At 64.2% G+C, this 17,455-nt stretch carries 16 protein-coding genes; 12 read left to right on the top strand and 4 right to left on the bottom strand.

All coding sequences use genetic code 11. The annotated features are described in order from the left end of the window. Window positions 1–11: 11 nt before the first annotated feature. The 5 genes from ACIPHM_RS12800 (at window position 12) to ACIPHM_RS12780 (ending at window position 4,937) form a co-directional block, all read left to right on the top strand. Complete coding sequence (locus ACIPHM_RS12800) at window positions 12–806, top strand: ABC transporter permease (RefSeq protein WP_400328368.1); 795 nt, start codon at window positions 12–14, stop codon at window positions 804–806. 23 nt (window positions 807–829) lie between these two features. Continuing rightward, window positions 830–1,255: a (2Fe-2S)-binding protein gene (locus tag ACIPHM_RS12795; protein WP_400328366.1), complete on the top strand. Its 426-nt coding sequence runs from the start codon at window positions 830–832 to the stop codon at window positions 1,253–1,255. Then, on the top strand, window positions 1,248–2,681 hold the full coding sequence (locus tag ACIPHM_RS12790) for an FAD-dependent oxidoreductase (protein WP_400328364.1): 1,434 nt from the start codon (window positions 1,248–1,250) through the stop codon (window positions 2,679–2,681). Before ACIPHM_RS12795 ends, ACIPHM_RS12790 begins: the two co-directional genes overlap by 8 nt. Next, window positions 2,674–3,810 carry an NAD(P)/FAD-dependent oxidoreductase gene (locus ACIPHM_RS12785; RefSeq protein ID WP_400328362.1) on the top strand — a complete coding sequence of 379 codons (1,137 nt, stop codon included), beginning with the start codon at window positions 2,674–2,676 and terminating at the stop codon, window positions 3,808–3,810. Before ACIPHM_RS12790 ends, ACIPHM_RS12785 begins: the two co-directional genes overlap by 8 nt. A gap of 80 nt (window positions 3,811–3,890) precedes the next feature. Further along, on the top strand, window positions 3,891–4,937 hold the full coding sequence (locus tag ACIPHM_RS12780) for an ABC transporter substrate-binding protein (RefSeq protein ID WP_400328360.1): 1,047 nt from the start codon (window positions 3,891–3,893) through the stop codon (window positions 4,935–4,937). Window positions 4,938–5,151: 214 nt separating this feature from the next. Here the strand turns inward: ACIPHM_RS12780 and ACIPHM_RS12775 are convergent, their stop codons facing one another. Continuing rightward, the gene (locus ACIPHM_RS12775; protein WP_400328358.1) at window positions 5,152–5,547 is read right to left on the bottom strand and encodes a BLUF domain-containing protein; all 396 of its coding nucleotides are present in this window, start codon (window positions 5,545–5,547) and stop codon (window positions 5,152–5,154) included. A gap of 169 nt (window positions 5,548–5,716) precedes the next feature. Here ACIPHM_RS12775 and ACIPHM_RS12770 point away from each other — a divergent pair, with 169 nt between their 5' ends. Next, on the top strand, window positions 5,717–7,264 hold the full coding sequence (locus tag ACIPHM_RS12770; RefSeq protein WP_400328356.1) for a diguanylate cyclase: 1,548 nt from the start codon (window positions 5,717–5,719) through the stop codon (window positions 7,262–7,264). A gap of 41 nt (window positions 7,265–7,305) precedes the next feature. On the opposite strand, the gene ACIPHM_RS12765 is transcribed toward ACIPHM_RS12770, so the two are convergent. Further along, window positions 7,306–8,394: a helix-turn-helix transcriptional regulator gene (locus ACIPHM_RS12765; RefSeq protein WP_400328354.1), complete on the bottom strand. Its 1,089-nt coding sequence runs from the start codon at window positions 8,392–8,394 to the stop codon at window positions 7,306–7,308. Between the two features lie 307 nt (window positions 8,395–8,701). Here ACIPHM_RS12765 and ACIPHM_RS12760 point away from each other — a divergent pair, with 307 nt between their 5' ends. Next, complete coding sequence (locus ACIPHM_RS12760; RefSeq protein ID WP_400328352.1) at window positions 8,702–9,064, top strand: hypothetical protein; 363 nt, start codon at window positions 8,702–8,704, stop codon at window positions 9,062–9,064. Window positions 9,065–9,086: 22 nt separating this feature from the next. On the opposite strand, the gene ACIPHM_RS12755 is transcribed toward ACIPHM_RS12760, so the two are convergent. Then, entirely contained in the window at window positions 9,087–9,332 is a 246-nt protein-coding gene (locus ACIPHM_RS12755) for a hypothetical protein (protein WP_039402924.1), read from the bottom strand. A 219-nt stretch (window positions 9,333–9,551) separates the two neighbouring features. Here ACIPHM_RS12755 and ACIPHM_RS12750 point away from each other — a divergent pair, with 219 nt between their 5' ends. The 5 genes from ACIPHM_RS12750 to ACIPHM_RS12730 all read left to right on the top strand — a co-directional run bounded on the left by ACIPHM_RS12750 (window position 9,552) and on the right by ACIPHM_RS12730 (window position 16,654). After that, window positions 9,552–11,558 (top strand): DUF2849 domain-containing protein, encoded by a 2,007-nt coding sequence (locus ACIPHM_RS12750; RefSeq protein ID WP_400328350.1) that lies wholly within the window; start codon window positions 9,552–9,554, stop codon window positions 11,556–11,558. Next, window positions 11,548–12,024 (top strand): DUF934 domain-containing protein, encoded by a 477-nt coding sequence (locus tag ACIPHM_RS12745; protein ID WP_400328348.1) that lies wholly within the window; start codon window positions 11,548–11,550, stop codon window positions 12,022–12,024. The genes ACIPHM_RS12750 and ACIPHM_RS12745 overlap by 11 nt, the downstream gene beginning before the upstream one ends. Window positions 12,025–12,442: 418 nt before the next feature. Then, entirely contained in the window at window positions 12,443–13,105 is a 663-nt protein-coding gene (locus tag ACIPHM_RS12740) for a methylamine utilization protein (RefSeq protein ID WP_400328346.1), read from the top strand. 3 nt (window positions 13,106–13,108) lie between these two features. After that, the gene (locus ACIPHM_RS12735) at window positions 13,109–15,607 is read left to right on the top strand and encodes a putative bifunctional diguanylate cyclase/phosphodiesterase (RefSeq protein ID WP_400328344.1); all 2,499 of its coding nucleotides are present in this window, start codon (window positions 13,109–13,111) and stop codon (window positions 15,605–15,607) included. A 201-nt stretch (window positions 15,608–15,808) separates the two neighbouring features. Continuing rightward, the gene (locus ACIPHM_RS12730; RefSeq protein WP_400328342.1) at window positions 15,809–16,654 is read left to right on the top strand and encodes a class I SAM-dependent methyltransferase; all 846 of its coding nucleotides are present in this window, start codon (window positions 15,809–15,811) and stop codon (window positions 16,652–16,654) included. A gap of 71 nt (window positions 16,655–16,725) precedes the next feature. On the opposite strand, the gene ACIPHM_RS12725 is transcribed toward ACIPHM_RS12730, so the two are convergent. Further along, the gene (locus ACIPHM_RS12725; protein WP_400328340.1) at window positions 16,726–17,151 is read right to left on the bottom strand and encodes a hypothetical protein; all 426 of its coding nucleotides are present in this window, start codon (window positions 17,149–17,151) and stop codon (window positions 16,726–16,728) included. Between the last annotated feature and the right edge of the window lie 304 nt (window positions 17,152–17,455).

Raw genomic sequence — 17,455 nt, 5'->3', positions numbered from 1 at the left:
TCCTCGCCATCATGCGTAAAAACAGTCCCCTGGCGCTTGCGTTCCATACGCTCGTCATCCTCTTCGTCCTGGCCCCGATGATTATCGTGGTGCTGGTCGCATTCACGCCGGAACAAACGCTGTCGTTGCCCACGAACGGGCTTTCGCTGCGCTGGTTCCGCGCGATTCTCGACTACCCCGACTTCATCGCGTCGTTCTTCACCAGTCTGAAGCTGGCGTTCCTGTCGGCCACGCTCTCGCTCGTGATTGCCTTGCCGGCTGCGCTGGCCATCGGCCGCTCGCGCTTTCCGGGACGCAATTTCCTCAACGGCCTGCTGCTCTCGCCGCTGGTGATCCCGGGTCTGGTGCTCGGCATTGCGTTGCTGCGCTTTTTCGCGATGCTCGGTGTGACCGGCTCGTTCGGTGCGCTCATCTTCGCGCACATGATCATCGTGACGCCGTTCATCATGCGCCTCGTGCTGGCGTCGATCAGCGGGCTCGACCGCAGTGTCGAGAACGCTGCGGCCTCGCTCGGCGCGGGCTCGTGGACGACCTTCCGCCGCGTGACCATGCCGATGATCCTGCCGGGCATTACCGGCGGCTGGCTGCTGGCGTTCATCAACAGCTTCGACGAACTGACGATGTCGGTCTTTCTCACGGCGCCGCAAACGGTCACGCTGCCGGTGCGCATGTACATGTACGCCACCGAGTCGATCGATCCGATGATGGCGTCCGTCTCGGCGCTCGTGATCGCCGTGACGCTCGGCGCGATGCTGCTGCTCGATCGCATCTACGGCCTGAACCGCATTCTGATCGGCCAGCACTGAACGCGCGCGCCAAGACGACTCCTATGTCCAGCTCTTCCCATTCTTCTCAAGCGTCCCGAACGTCCGGCGAGACACGCGCACCGGGGCCATCGACGTGCCATCCGCAACTGGCGCGTCTGGCCGAGACCTCGCGCTCGCCGCTCACGTTCTACATCGACGGCGAACCGGTGCAGGCGCTCGAGGGCGACACGCTGCTCACGGCGATCCTTACGCATCAGCGCCACGTGCGCATCAGCGAATTCAGCGGCACGCCGCGCGCCGGCTTCTGCCTGATCGGGGCGTGTCAGGACTGCTGGGTGCGTTGCGAGACGACGCCCGCCGGTGGTGGCGACGCGCAAGCGACGCAGCTCACGCGTCTGCGTGCCTGCTCGACGCCGGTGCAGGCCGGAATGCGCATCGTGACGCGCGCGGCCAACGCCAGCGAAGCACACGGAGGCTCGCATGTCTGAGCGCGCCGAGATCGTCATCGTTGGTGCGGGGCCGGCGGGCATTCGCGCCGCACAGACGCTGGTCGCGGCAGGCCTGCGTCCGGTCGTGCTCGACGAGAACATGCGCTGGGGCGGTCAGATCTACCGTCAGCCGCCGGCCGGTGCCGGCTTCACGCGCACCAAGCAGACGCTGTACGGCTTTGAAGCCGCGAAGGCCGATGCCATCCACCACACGATGGCCGCGCTGCTGCCCAAGCTCGACTATCGTCCCGAGACACTCGTGTGGGCGTGCGATCCGAAGCAGTTGCACACGATGCACGACGGCCGCGAAACGCCGGTGCCGTTCAGTCATCTGATCATTGCCAGCGGCGCAACCGATCGCGTGCTGCCGATGCCGGGCTGGACCTTGCCGGGCGTGTACACGCTGGGCGGCGCACAGGTCGCGCTCAAGGCGCAGGGCTGCGCCATTGGCGAGCGTGTCGTGTTCGCGGGCACCGGGCCGTTGCTGTATCTCGTGGCGTACCAATACGCGAAAGCCGGGGCGAATGTCGTCGCCGTGCTCGACACCAGCGCGTTCGCCGCGCAGGCCAAGGCTGCGCCGCGTCTGTTGCATCAGCTGTCCACGTTTGCCAAGGGCGTCTATTACGTGGGATGGCTGCGCGCGCGCGGCGTGCGTATCGAACACGGGGTAACGCTCGACGCTATCGAAGGCACGGCCGGTGTGCGCGCCATTCGCTGGCGGCAAGGGGCGCGTGAACATACGCTCGAATGCAGCGCCGTGGGGCTCGGCTTCGGTTTGCGTCCGGAGACGCAACTCGCCGATCTCGCCGGATGCCGCTTCGTCTTCGACGAACTCAACCGTTGCTGGCTGCCCGAGCGCGACGCCGCTGGCCGCAGCTCGCAGCGCGGGATCTATCTGGCGGGCGACGGCGCTGGCATTGCCGGCGCAGACGCCGCCGAGCTCGCCGGCCGCCGCGCGGCGCTGGCCTTGCTCGAAGACCTCGGCGTCGCGGCCCCTGCCATGCCGGACGTCCCCAATGCTCCGAACGCCGCGACCATCGAGCGCAAGCTCGCGAGCATCCGGCGCTTTCGCGAGGGCATCGAACAAGCGTTTGCGTTACCTGAAGCGCCTGCCGCGCAATGGCCGGACGACATGCTCGTGTGCCGTTGCGAGGAGATCGACGCCCGCACGTTGCGCGAATGCGTTCGCGAGGACGGCGTGACCGAAATCAACCGCCTCAAGGCGCTCACGCGCGTGGGCATGGGGCGCTGTCAGGGCCGCATGTGCGGCGAGGCGGCGTGCCATGTGCTGGCCGAGGCGAGCGGGCAGACGTTTGCGCAAGTGGGGCGTTTGCGTGCGCAGGCGCCGATCAAACCGATTCCGATTGCACCGATGCTATTCGACGAAAACGTCGCCGCCATTCCCGAGGAGGCGCGCGATGAGTGAGACCTTGCATTACGACGTCGTCGTCGCGGGCGGCGGGCTGGTCGGCGCATCGGCCGCGCGTGCGCTGGCCGAGCGCGGCTTGCGCGTGGCGCTGTTCGAGCGACGCTATTGCGGCGCACAAGCGAGCGGCGTGAACTACGGCGGCGTGCGCTGTCAGGGCCGTCAGGAAGTGCAACTGCCGCTCGCCATGCGCGCGCGCCGGATCTGGGATCGTCTGCCCGAATTGATCGGCATCGACGGCGAATTCGTGCGCTCCGGGCATATGCGTCTGGCGCGCCGCGAGAGCGATCTGGCACCGCTCGACGCCTGGGCCGCCATGGCCAGTCAATATGGTCTGACGAGCACGGTGTATCGCGGCGCAGAGTTCCGTCAGCGCTTTCCGTGGCTGGGCGACGGGGCGGTCGGCGGCTCGCTGTGCATGAGCGACGGCCACGCGAACCCGCGTCTCGTCTCGCCTGCCTTCGCGCGTGCGGCGAGGGCGCTCGGCGCGGACGTGCGCGAGCGCACGCCGATTAGCTCGATGGCGCACGACGGCGTGCGCTTTCAACTGACGGCGACGCCGGAAGGGGGCGACACGTTGCACGTGAGTTGCGACTGGTTGCTCAACACGTCCGGCGCGTGGGCGAATCAAATCGCCGGGACGTTTGGCGAGCGTGTGCCCATGCATGCCATCTACCCGAACATGTGGGTGACGGAGCCGCTGCCGAAGTTCATCGGCCATAGCCTTGGCGTGTACGGCGGCGGGGTGTATGCGCGTCAGGTCGAGCGCGGCAACTGCGTGATCGGCGGCGGACGCGGCACTGGCGACGGCGAGTACGCGCAGGCGTCTGCCGACACCACGCGCGCCGTCATGCGCGAAGCTTGCGCGTTGCTGCCGGCGTTGCGCAACGCGTTGCTCATTCGCACGTGGAGCGGCGTGGAGGGCGAGACACCCGACGACAACCCGATCATCGGCATGAGCCGTACGACGCCGCGTCTGGTGCATGCCTTCGGTTTCTGTGGCGGCGGTTTCTTGCTCGCGCCTGGCGTGGGCGAGGTGCTTGCCGATCTGGTGACGATGGGCGAGACGGCAACGCCGATCGACGCCTTCGCCATCGACCGGTTCGCGCAGGCGAGCGTCGCCGCCTGATGAACCATTTGCATCCCGTACGTTCTGAGTCCGTCCCAAAACTACATTCCTAACACCCTGGAAACGCAAGGAGAACCACGATGAAGCTATCCCGTAAGGTCGTCATGTGCGCTGCGGCGCTGGCATTGGGCGCGAGCAGCGCGGCCTGGTCGCAGTCCAAAACGCTCTACATCGGCATGAACGGCGGCCCGATGGAAAAGGCTTACACGAGCCAGGTCTTCCCGGAGTTCGAGAAGGCCAACAACGTGAAGGTCGTGGTGGTGCCGGGTACGTCCTCGGACGTGTTGGCCAAGCTGCTTGCCAACCGTAACAGCCCGCAAATGCATGTTGTGTTCCTGGACGACGGCGTGATGGCTCGCGCTATCAGCATGGGTGTGTGCCAGAAGCTCGACGATTCGCCGGTGCTCAAGGAACTGATGCCGTCGGCTCGCGTGAAGGACGACATGGGCGCAGGCGTGCAGCTCGGCATGACCGGCATCGGTTACAACACCAAGCTCTTCAAGGACAAGGGCTGGGCCGCGCCGACGTCGTGGACCGATTTCGCCGATCCGAAGTTCAAGGGCAAGGTCGTGTTCCAGTCGGCCTCGAGCAGCACGTTCGGCCTGCACGGCTTCCTTGCGCTGAACCGCATCTGGGGCGGCAGCGAGACGAATGTCGAGCCGGGCTTCACCAAGTGGGCCTCGACCGTGGGGCCGAACGTCGTGGAATACATCCCGAACTCGGCCAAGCTCTCGGAAATGATCCAGACCGGTGAAGCGGCCATCTTCCCGCTGACCCCGACGGCCGTGAGCGACCTCCAGGACAAGGGCATTCAGGTCGGCTATGTCGCCCCCAAGGAAGGCGCGGTGCAGTTGCTCGTCGACCTGTGTGTGGTGAAGAACAGCCCGGATAACGCGATGGCGCAGAAGCTCGCGCAGTTCCTGCTGTCGGCCAAGGGGCAGTCGCTGGCGGCCGCCGCCGGTGCCTATATCCCGACCAACCCGCAAGCAACCGTGCCGGCCTCGATGCAAAAACGTCTGGGCAAGCTCGAGGATCTGACCAAGAACATCAAGACGGTGGATTGGGACGCCATCAACCAGCGCCGTGCGCAGTGGGATCAGCGCTGGAACCGTCAGATCGAGCAGTAATTCCGGCGTCTGGGCGCGTCGGCGTATGAGAGGCATGCGCGGGACGTCGCACGCGGGACGCACGGCGCACTACGCATGGTGTAGTTAGCCGTACGCAGGAAAATGAACAACGCCGGGCCCCTCAGGGGGGGCCGGCGTTGTCGTTTGTGCGCTCAGCGATGGCTGTGGGTGTCGAGATGAGCGATGCGCTGGGGCCGCTCGGGCACTAAGGGCGTTACATCACGTCCGCCTGGGCGACGAGCCCGTTGAAGGCGCCCACGAGTTGCGCGTGATCGGCAGGCAGCATGAAGGCGTGCAGCGCGTGAGCGGGCTCGTCGAGTACCAGATAGCCCAGACTCCACGTGGAGAAAGCGCCGGGATTGTGCGGGATGCCGTCGAGCAGCACCTGAATGCCGGAGTGGTGGCGTGACGCTTCGATGCGCTGGCGGGCGTCCGCGAGCGGCTCGGCGGGGCCTTCGATGTACTGATAGAAGGTTGCGCCGTCGTAGAGCAGCACCCCCGTGATGCCATGGGTGTCGTTGAAGCCGCGCGAATGAATGATGATCCGCGAGAGATCCACCGGATCGAGATCGGGCAGGGCTCGGCTGATGTATGCGTAGCACTCGATCATTTTTGTCGTCGTCCCCCAACTCAGGTTGCGCGTCGGCGCGATATCGGTGTCGACGCTGAGATGATCTGGCGTCAACGCACATTAGAATACTGCAAGTCTTCTCCCCCGTCGGTATGTCGGTATCCCTGTCAGGCCATTTGCTATGACCCCACACTCGGGTGTACCTGGTTTGCGGAAATGGGCCGAAAAGCGGCTGCGTTCCCTGCTCGACAAGTTCGACAACCGTGCGTCGATGATCGGCATAGTCGGCACCGCCATTGCGCTGGCGATCCTGATCGGGGTGGCGCTGCTGCTGCAGGCCGACCGGCAGATCCGCTATACGCATGCGCTGGAGCGGGCGCAGAGTGTGGCGTCGGTGGTGGCCGCGAGCCTCGGCGCCAACATCGCCGTCTACGACACGCTGCTCATGCAGATGGTGCGCGAGGCCGAAAATCCTGCCACGGCGATTTTCCCCGAGGACGTTCGCGCCCGGGTGCGCTTCGGGCAGGCGCTCAGCCGGGGGTTTCTCGATGACGCGTACGTCGTCGACAAGGCCGGACGCATTGTCGCGCTTCTCGACGCCATGCCGGGCGCGCCCGTGAACGTGGCCGACCGCGACTACTTCCGAACGCATGAGGCGAACCCGTCGCTGGGCCTGTATATTTCGCAACCCTACGCGTCGCGAACGCACGGCGGCATGTTGTCGGTGGCGCTCACGCGCCGCATAGCGGCGCCGGATCATTCGTTTGCCGGCGTGGCGGTGCTCGCGTTGCGGCTCGAGCATCTGAGCACGCTGGTCAACGACGTCGATTCGGCGGACTTGCGAACCATCGACATCGTGGAGGAGAAAGGGACGGTGATGGCCTGCGATCCGTGTATCGGCTCGCGGCCCGGGCAACTCGTCTCGCTGCCCGGCGGCGCTGCCTCCGACGGCAATCTGACGGCGGCGCTGTCGTTTCCCGAGGGCGCGCGCGCAACGAGCTACCGCTCGGTGCGGGTGCCGGGGGCGTCGATGTTCGTCGTGGTGACCCCGTCGACGCAGGCGCTCGCGCGCGAGTGGCGTCTTCATGCGGCGCTATTCGGCACGATGGCGGCGGTGTGCGCCGCGACGTTGATGGCCGGTTCATGGCTGCTCGTGGCGGCGATGCGGGCCCGGGCAGGCGCCGCGGCGCGGCTGCTACGCCTGTCGGCCACCGACGGCCTCACGGGGCTCGCCAATCGCTCGGCGCTCGACGACAAGCTCGCGAGCGAATGGCGGCGCGCGAAACGCTCGAATCGTCCGCTGTCGATCCTGTTGACGGACATCGACCATTTCCGGCATTTCAACGACGAATACGGCCACGCAACCGGTGACGACGTGCTGCGCGCCGTGGCGAAGAACATCGGCGGGCAGGTGCGGCGAGACCGCGACATGGTGGCGCGTTACGGCGGGGAAGCGTTCGCCGTGGTGCTGCCCGATACCGACGCGCAGGCGGCCGCCGCCAGGGCCGAGCAGGTTCGGCGCAACATCGAGCGTCTGCACATCGACCATGCGGGCAGTGCGGCGGGACTGGTGACGGTGAGCGTCGGCGTGGCGACCGGTGTGGCCAGCGAGTGCGACAGTGTGCTGGACCTTCTGAAGGCGGCCGATGCGCAGCGCTTCGTCGCCAAGCAGGACGGCGGGAATCGCATCAGCGCGATCGTGCTGTCTACGGCGCATTTGAGCGCGGCGTCGGACGCATCGGACGCCGCTTCGTAGCAGGATTGGGAATGGGGCGTGGGAGGCGAGGGGCGCAAGCGCTACGGCGCGAGCAGGGCGGCCAGCCGCAGCAGTTCGCCCTGACGGTGGCAGCCGGTCTTGCGCAGGATCGCCGACAACTGGGTGCGCAGCGTGCTGGTGCTCAGACTGAGCACCTCGCTGCACTCGCCGATGGTCAGCCCCGCCACCAGATGATGAAAGAGCCGGGCTTCGGCCTGCGTCAACGCGAAATGCTGACGTAGCGCGGTTTCGCCCGGGACGTTGAAAATGCTGCGCCGCTCGATGCGCACGCCGACCGCCGCACGCAGCCCGTGATTCATGTGTGTACCCAGCGCGCGCAACGTCAGCCGGAAGGCATGCCCCCACGAATCCGGAACGACCAGCGACATCGCGTCACCGCCGCGGCTCACCTGTCCCAATGCCTTCTGCAAACGGGTTTGCCATTCCGGCTGCCGGTGAATCAGGTGGCGCTGTCTGAGCGTCAATTGGCTGTCATGGCTCGCGAGCAGCGTGTCGAGCCCGTTGGCGAATTCGAGCACCCAGCCGTCCGGCGATGCGATAAGGAAGCCCTCGCGCGACGGGTCGAGCATCTGGCTCAGCGCATTGAGACTCGCGCGAGTGGCGGCGCGTCGCGCGGCAAAGGCCGCGGCGAGCTGGCGCTCGTATTCGGCGACGCGCGCCGCATGCGCGAAGTTGGGCTCGACGATGTGCATGCGCTGGATGCTCAGCGCGGTGAGGGCGTCGTTGTCATTGCTGATCACCACGCCAACCAACTGCTGGAGCTGGTAAGGACGCATGAATTCGTTCCAGAACACCCGGTCGTTCGGCGATTCGTGCTTGAGCGCAACGGACGAGTCGTACCACGTGCCGGCGGGGGCGTCCCAGAAGCGGCGGGTGGAGTCGTCGTACTGGTAGAAGTACCGTGCGTACTCGTCGATCAGGCGGGCTTCATGCCCGGATTGTTCGACGAAGCGGACTGAACGGCTTTGTTTGTCGTGGCACAGAAATGTCGCGGCGTCCGCCCCAAGGAATTCACGCGCGGTCTGCACGACATCGAGCCAGTCTGCGTGTCCCTCGCCCACCGCCTGGACCGCATCCGATGCTCGCCGGTAACTGACATCGTCCGACATGGGATTCCCCCCGTTTATTGCCTCGATATTGCTTCGATATCGCCTTGATTTTTATGGCGCCGATGCGCATTTTGGGCGAAGTGTAGCAGAACGGACTGTCAAATCCGATAGGGGTGTCAACTGTGATTTATGCAGGCGACAGCGCGTGGCAACGCTGAGACAATGCCGTCATGCCGCAAGCGCTGCGAACGGCAGCGAGCCCGTGCAAGACGCCGCGATTCATCGGCATGCGAAGTGGATCGCACGGCGCCGACGCGATTTTCAATAAACTTCAAGACACGATCAAACACGTCAACCGGGGGCAACCATGAACCGCACCAAATGCTTTGCCGCTTGCCTGTGCCTGGCCGGCACCTTGACGTTCGGCAGCCACGCCAACGCCCAGTCATACCTCCACGATAAGGACCTCGGCAGCATCCGTCAGTCGAATCAGGCCACGTCGCTCAGCCCCGCCCAGGCGGCCGTTGGCGGCAAGGCGGCTGTCGTGACCGATGCGCAAAGCGCGAGCGAGCGCATTAATCGCACCGCTAAGGAGCGCAACGGCGCGTCCACGGGGCCGAGCGCACAGGAAGTGGCAGCGCAGCGCCGAGCGCTCGATACGCGCGATCTGGAGCATCCGCGTCAGACCCATTCGTTCGACAGCATTGCCCGCCCGTCGCGGCCGGAGTAATGAACGCCGCGCCGCGCTGGCTTTAATCCGCCATCGCCGGAATGGCGCCTTCCTGAAAGAGGACGCGCGGTGCATCCATCGTGCCGTCCTCTTCGTCGACAAGCACTTCGTAGGCCGCAATGCCCGCGAAACCGGACGCCATCGACTGCGCGATGCGCACGGCGCCGAATTCCGTGCTCGCCTGACGCAGCTCGCCGGGTTGTAACACGCCGTCCTTGTTCTTGCGATAAGGCACGACGATGAACTTGATGGATTTGGCGTCGCTCATGGGCTCACTCACGTTGAAGTTGGATGATCGGGAATGTAGCATGAGTACTGTATAAAAATACAGTGTCCCGGATGGATTTTTTAGCCAAACAACATCGCGTAATGCCTACATAACTTCTAAATGGTCGTATATTCCTGCGCCGCTTGATAGCCTGCCGGTCGAATCGCGAATTGCGACCCACCAACTCGCGACCAAAACTTCAAGCATTGAGAGCATCGAATGAATGCAGGCAATCTGATTTCGGCGAACCGGCTCAAAGACGGTCTGGTCGTCTGGCTGGATGAACAACACAACTGGGTGGACGATCTGACGCAGGCGCACGTGTTCGATGCCGAAGGTCTCGACCAGGCGCAAGCCGCTGCAAAGGCCTCCGCTGCGGCCAATCTGATCGTCGATCCCGTGCCGCGTCCGGCGCAGGTGAGCGACGCAGGTCCGGTGCCGGTGGATTTCCGCGAGCAACTGCGCGCGCGCGGCCCGTCGGTGCGCGAAGACCTCGGCAAACAGGCTTCGGACAACACCGTGCAAGCTGCGCTCGCACATGCGCCGGCACTGACCGTTGCCCCGGAGCACGCGGGCATTTATCGCTACGATCCGTCCGAGCGCGAATACCTCAAGGATCGCGCCAAAGACTTCGGTCAGCAGGTGGCGCGTCGCTTGAGCGGCGAGCTTAGCGAAGACGACTTCAAGGTCTACCGCCTGATGAACGGCCTGTACCTGCAACTGCACGGCTACATGCTGCGTGTTGCGATTCCGTACGGCACGCTGAGCGCTGTGCAGTTGCGCCAGCTCGCGTTCGTGGCGAATCGCTACGACAAGGGCTACGGTCACTTCACCACGCGTCAGAACCTGCAATTCAACTGGCCAACGCTGACCGACTCGCCGGACATTCTGTCGGCGCTGGCCGACGTCGATCTGCACGCCATTCAGACGAGCGGCAACTGCATTCGCAACGTGACGACCGACCAGTTCGCCGGTGCCGCGAAGGACGAAATCGTCGATCCGCGCGTATACGCCGAGATTCTGCGTCAGTGGTCGACCGACCATCCCGAATTCACGTATCTGCCGCGCAAATTCAAGATCGCGATCACCGGCGGCCAGACGGACCGTGCCGCTGTGCGTTTTCACGATATCGGCATTCTGGCCCGCACGAACGCGCAGGGCGAAGTCGGTTTCCAGATTTACGCAGGCGGCGGCCTGGGACGCACGCCGATCGTTGCCACGCTCGTGCGCGAGTGGCTGCCCGAAGCCGATCTGTTGCGTTTCGTCGAAGCGATTCTGCGCGTGTACAACGCGCTGGGCCGTCGCGACAACATCTACAAGGCGCGCATCAAGATCCTCATCAAGGAAATGAAGCCGGCGACGTTCATCGAGATGATCGAGGAAGAGTTCGCCCGCATCGCACAGACGCACCGTCCGCTGGCCGACGACGTCGTCGCCGCGATTGGCGAGCGTTTCATCGTTCCCGAATTCGAGACGCTGCCCGCCGAGTCGAATGTGTTTGCGCAGGCGTACGAGAGCGATATCGAATTCAAGCACTGGGTCGATACCTGCACGCATGAGCACAAGGTGCCGGGCTACATCAGCGCGGTCGTCTCGCTCAAGCCGTCGGGGGGTATTCCGGGCGACGCCAGCGCGCAGGAGATGCTGGTGCTGGCCGATCTGGCCGAGCAGTATTCGTTCAGCGAACTGCGCGTGACGCACGAGCAGAATCTGGTGCTCCCGCATGTGAAGCGCGACGAACTGCACGCGCTGTGGAAGCAACTGAAGGCCGCCGGTCTGGCGACGCCGAACATCGGTCTGATTTCGGACGCCATTGCCTGCCCGGGCCTGGACTACTGCGCGCTTGCCAATGCGCGCTCGGTGCCGGTAGCGCAGCGTATTGCCTTGCGCTTCACGCAAGAGCAGCAGCGTGATATCGGGCCGGTGACGCTTAACGTGTCGGGCTGCATCAACGCGTGCGCGCACCACCACGTGGCCCACATCGGCATTCTCGGTGTGGACAAGGCGGGCAAGGAAAACTATCAGATCACGCTGGGCGGCTCGGCCGACGACAACGCGGCCGTCGGCAAGATTCTCGGCCCGGGCGTTTCGTACGAAGCGGTGCCGCAAGTGATCGAAAACATTCTCGAACGCTATCTCACGTTGCGTCACGAGGGTGAGCGCTTTATCGACACGCTCGGCCGTGTCGGTGCAGAGGAATTCAAGGGAGCTTTGCATGTTGATTGATCGTAACGGACTGCCTGCCGAGGACGTCTGGACTTATCTCGGCGCAGACGCACCGATTCCGTCGGACGCGCAGGGCAGCGAAACCGTCTTGCCGCTCGACGCATGGCTCGCCGCGAACGAGCAGGGCGTGGCGCCCGCTGGCGTACGTGTGCAGGGGCATGACGATCCGCAGCGCATCGCGGCGCTTTTGCCGCAGCTCGAACTCGTGGTGATCGAGTTCCCGAAGACGCGCGACGGACGCGGTTTCACGCTGGCCAAGGTCTTGCGCGACAAGTGGCATTTCGAAGGCGGGATTCGTGCCGCAGGTCCGCTGCTGCCCGATCAGCTCGCGATGTTGTGGGCTTGCGGCTTCGACAGCCTGCTTTCGCCCTCGGACGTGCCCACGCCACGCTGGCGCGAAGCGGCACTCGCCGCGCAGGTGCGGGCCGGGCGTCCGCGTACGCTGCTTGCCCGCCTGACGGCCTGACGCGCCTGAACGTCTGACGTTTTAAAGTCTCAAGTCGTCTCAAGTCTCAATCAATACCCCCGCGGCCGGCGTTCTGCCGGTCGCGGCGCGCGCCGCCGCTATCCCGTGCCATCCCCCGCCAATCGGCGACTCTCTGTCGCCAGATCGCAACGCCTGTCCCGCAATTCCCCGTCTTCCTTCCCCACAGATCCTCCGATTCCGGCGGATGTAAATGGCATTTCCCGGCATTTGACGTGGTGTTCACGTTGATGATGCGTTGAAGCGCAATAACAGGGCGCCTGACGGATACTGCCGCGACGGCGAAGCGCTCGGCAATGTGTAGGAATCGTTCGATGGCTTGCGTCGTGATGAAGGGATGGCCGAGCCGTGCGCGCCGCATCGGCAGACAAAGAAAGGCGCGTTTTAAACAGTAAAAATCATGACCGCAAGAAGACGTCTGCCGTCGCGCCCGGCCCTGTGGGGAGGCCGCCTGGTGGCATTGGCGTTGGCCGCATTTGGCGCCATCGCCCATGCTCGGGACTTTCAAGTGCACGACAGCACCGGTGCCGCGCTGGGTGACGCCGTCGTCTATCTCACGCCGGAAGACGCCGGCGCGCCCGTCACGCGTGCGGCGCCTGCCTCCATCGTGCAGAACCACAAGATGTTCATGCCACTGGTCACGGTCGTGCAGAAGGGCGCGGCCGTCGACTTCCCGAATCGCGACGACATCGCACACGACGTCTACTCCCTCTCCGAGGCCAAGCGCTTCGAGTTGAAACTCTATCGCGGGCGGTCCAGGCAGGTGGTGTTCGACAAGCCGGGCGTGGTGACCATCGGTTGCAACATCCACGACATGATGATTGCGTACGTGGTGGTCGTGGATACGCCGTACTTCGCGAAGACCGGTGCCAACGGGCATGGGGAGCTGCCGCGACTGCCGGCTGGCCGGTATCGCATTGCCGTGTGGCATCCGCGTTTGGGCAACGCGCCGGCGGTGGTCGTCGGCACCTTCCGCTCGCCGGGCGAGGCCTCGGCATCCACGGCTCCATCGGCACCATCGACCCAGCCACTCCTTCTCACGTTGCCGTTGCATGGGGGGTGAGGCGTGACGTTTTTCCCCGTCTTTCCGAATCTCCGTGGCAAATGGGCGAGCCTCGGGTGGTATCGCCTGCGCACGAAGATCACGCTGGTGTTCGTCGCGCTGATTCTGGTGGTGCTTGCCGTCATGCAGGTGACGGCGAGCCGCGCGCTCAACGACGCCTCATCGGCGCAGGTGGACGAGCAGCTCACCGTCGGCCAACGGGTGTTTTGCCGCGCGCTCCAGACCAAGGCAGACGAGCTCACACAGGTCGCGCAGGTCGTCACGGCAGACTTCGGGTTTCGCGAGGCGGTGGCCTTGCACGATCCCGTGACGATGCACTCCGCGCTGGAGAATGTGCGCGAGCGCGTGCATGCCGATGTCGCGTTGCTCGTCGATCTGAACGGTGCGGTGCTTGCGGATTCGCGCACGTCGGGCATTGCGGATATTCCCGGCATCTCGCACGCCTGGGACGTGCGCGGCGACGGGCGCGACCCGATGCTGCCGGGCACCGCACGCGGCCAGTTGCGATCCGCCTCGGGGACTTCCGTCTCCGTGATCGGCATGCTCGGCACACGTGCTTACGAGTGGGTGAGCGTGCCGGTCAGGGCGCCGCTGGTCATCGGCTGGGTGACGATGGGCTTTTCGCTCGACGACGCCTTCGCGCGGGACATGCACGAGCTCTCCGGTCTTCAAGTCTCGCTGGTGCACCGGGACGAGTCGTCCAAACAGGGGCGATGGGAGGTGGTGGCGAGTTCGTTGCCGGCGGCCGAGCGCGCCGAATTGCAGCACGCGCTGGCGAACGATGGCGTTCGGGTGACGGGCGGCTCGGCGACGTCGCATCTCGGCGGGTATGCGCTCAAGGTCGTCAACCTCTCGGGCACGCACGGTCCCGTCGTCGCGGTGCTGCAACGCTCGTTGACCGAGGCGGCAGGGCCGTTTCGTCAGTTGCGCTCGACGCTGCTTTGGCTGACGTTGGGCGGCATCGTGATTTCGGTGCTGGGCGCGGCGCTGATTGCGCGAAGCGTGACGCGTCCGCTGGCGGCGTTCGTCGATCTCGCGCGACGCATCGGGAAAGGCGACTACGCGGCGGCCATCGACGTGCGGCGTCGCGACGAAACCGGCGATCTGGCGCGGGCGTTCGCATTGATGCGCAACGCGATTGCCGAGCGTGAAGAGCGCATCACCGAACTGGCTTACGTCGATACGTTGACGAAGCTGCCGAATCGCGCGGCGTTCAGCGACCGGATGCAGTCTGCCATTACCGATGCCTACCGCGGTGGCGCGCCGTTCGCCGTCATTCTGATGGACATGGATCGCTTCAAGGAGGTGAACGACACGCTGGGGCACCACGTGGGCGATCACCTGCTGTGGGAGGCGGGGCACCGTCTGAGCACGGGGTTGAAGGATTCGGGGTATATGGTGGCGCGTCTGGGCGGCGACGAGTTTGCGATTCTCGTGCGCGGGGGCGATCAGGCGACGGCGCAGCAATGGGCGACGCGGCTGGCGAGTGCGCTCGATGAGCCGATCGTTGTGGATGGTCAGACCGTAGACGTCGGCGCGAGCTTCGGCATTGCCGTCTACCCGGATCACGGCTCGGATATGCATACGTTGTTGCGGCGTGCCGATCTGGCGATGTACGTCGCGAAGCGCTCGAATCTGGGCGTCGCGGTCTATGAGCCGGATACCGAGAGCCGGGACCGCGATCGTTTGTCGCTGATGAGCGACTTGCGGCACGCCATCGAACACGGCGGCCTGTATCTCTGCTACCAGCCGCAAGTGGATTTGTCGGACGGTCGCGCGGTTCGTGTGGAGGCGTTGGTGCGATGGCGGCATCCGAAGCGCGGCGTCGTGCCGCCGGCGGAGTTCATTCCGTTTGCGGAGCGCACCGGGTTCATCCGCGTAATTTCGCGCTGGGTGGCGGCCCAGGCGATTGCGACGTGTGCCGCGTGGCAGGCGCGCGGGGTGACGCTGGGCATGGCGATCAACCTGTCGGCGCGCGATCTGGTGGATGTGGACTTGCCGGACTATCTGAAGCGGGTGATGACCGAGCACGCGCTGGCGCCGCACTGGTTGTGCGTGGAGATTACCGAGAGCGCGCTGATGGACGATCCCGAGCAGGCGCTGATCACGATGGAGCGTCTGCACCGCATGGGGGTGCATATCGCGATCGACGACTTCGGCACGGGATATTCGTCGTTGTCCTATCTGAAGCGCATGCCGGTCGGGGAGATCAAGATCGACCGGTCGTTCGTGAAGGGCATGGCGCATGAGCAGAACGACACGCTGATCGTGCGCTCGACCATCGCGCTGGGCCACAGCATGGGGATTCGCATCGTCGCGGAAGGCATCGAAGACGCCGTGACGCTGGAGAAACTGCGGGCGCTGGGATGCGATTTCGCGCAGGGGTACTTTCTGAGCAAGCCGCTGCCGGAGACAGAGTTGATGGCGTGGGCGCAAACGTGGCAAGCCGAGCGCGGGGATGCCTGTGTGCGCGTGCGAAATCCGGCTGGCGCGGGTGGCTGACAGCGTGGGCGTGAATACCTCTCGCAAGACGCGTGACTGACGCCATCGTGTAGAGGCAACGCTGGGCGCACGCGAGGCAGCGTTCGCAATGCCACCTGCCACGATCCGGAGACTTGACCCGCCTGTAATAATTGGAAATATTTCACGTGCTTGTGGTAAAAGGCAAAGAGTGATTTTGTTTCCAACGTTTGAGGGTAACAAGTGCGAGAGTGGGTTAATCGATTTCCTGGCTTAAAGAATAAGCTTAGTAGTATTAAGAAAAAGTGGTTTCGAGGGGAGCATGGAGAGGGGGGCGTCGAGCGCCTTGCCGCGCATCAGTTCTCCGACGTATCCGGCGATTTGCGCGACGCCTGGAAGCATGACGACATCCCGAAACGTCAGCGCAAGATTGTCGATGCCGAGTTGTCTCGCTTCAAACGCGGCAAGCCGGTCAAAGTATTTGATGTAATGGTGAGCGCTTTGCAAGGGTTGCCGTTGAGCGGATCCGATTTCTCGATTCTCGATATCGGATGTGCCAGTGGCTTTTACTCCGAAGTGTTCGCCATTGCGCAGCCCAAGGCGCGCTATGTCGGCTGCGATTATTCCGAGGCGCTGATCGAGTCGGCCCGGGACACCTATCGGGATGTGCAGTTCGATGTCGAGGACGCGACTCAACTGTCGTACCCGGACGGCGCGTTCGATGTGGCGCTTTCCGGTTGTTGCCTGCTGCATATACCGGAATACGAAGTGGCCATCAGGGAGTCGGTTCGTGTGGCGTCGAAGTACGTGATATTTCACCGTACACAAGTTGTCGTCGGCGCATCGGACAACCACTATTTCAAGAAGACTGCGTATGGCGTCGATATGGTGGAAATCCATTTCGGCGAGGTCAGATTTCTCGAGGCGCTGCGCGAATCCGGTCTCAGTGTGATCTCGACCCAGACGCTGCATCAACTGAAGAGCGGGGCAGAGGACATCGCGGTGCGCACTTATGTTTGCCGGAAGGTCATGGACCATCCGGCACGCAAAGGCGCACGTAAAGCGCCGGAGCCGGAATTGGTGGAATAAAAAAACCCGCACAGCCAACACTGTGCGGGTTTTTCACGAGCGCTTTGCGTCGGTGTCTGTCAGGACATCGATTACTTCGCGATGTCAAAGCGGCACTGCGTGGGGTCGGCTGCCGAGCAGCGCGGCAGCACGTTGCCGCCGGGTTGCGTCTCGGGCGCCCACTGGTCGCTGGCTCGAAGGGACTTGGCCCGGGTCACTACCATACGCAAGCCGCCGCCAAACTTGGGATCTGCCCGGTACTCGCATGCCACCATGCCTTGCTTGGCGAGAAGGTAGGCGACGTCGAATTTCAGATCCTTGATCATGTCGCTCGTCGCTCTCGGGTGCTCCCCCTTCCATTGGATGCCATCGACTTTGGCGGTATAGGCGAATCCGTCGCCACTGGGCGTTTGGGTGATGCTCGATACTGCGGGACACGACGTGGTGGCTGCCAAGGCAACCGAGCTGCTTGCGAGAAACAAAGAGAATGCGCCCAACACCGATCTTGTTCGATACATGGTTATCTCCGAAATGAGAGGCATTTCTTATGACGATCACCCGTTCTGAGTGACCTGACGCATACTAGCGGGCCTACGCAAGGCTGTAGTTGGGCAATCCCCCAAAAGAAGGCCTGGCGTGGGCTGGTCTCGCGCCTACGGCGTCGGTGTTGCACCGTATGAAAGTCGATAGCGCTGCTGATGATTCGGGCACGTTCAGGCCACACCCGAAAGCTCATTTCCCGAGGGCATGCGTTGCGCTTTGATACGGGTCAGGGCCGCCATGGCGATGACGGAGGGGCATTACGCTTTGGGCGTCTGCCCG

The organism is Pandoraea sp. NPDC087047 (assembly GCF_044745225.1).
Taxonomy (GTDB): Bacteria; Pseudomonadota; Gammaproteobacteria; order Burkholderiales; family Burkholderiaceae; genus Pandoraea.
The sequence above is the reverse complement of the archived record's forward strand: the minus strand, read 5'-3'. Positions and strand labels throughout refer to the sequence as shown.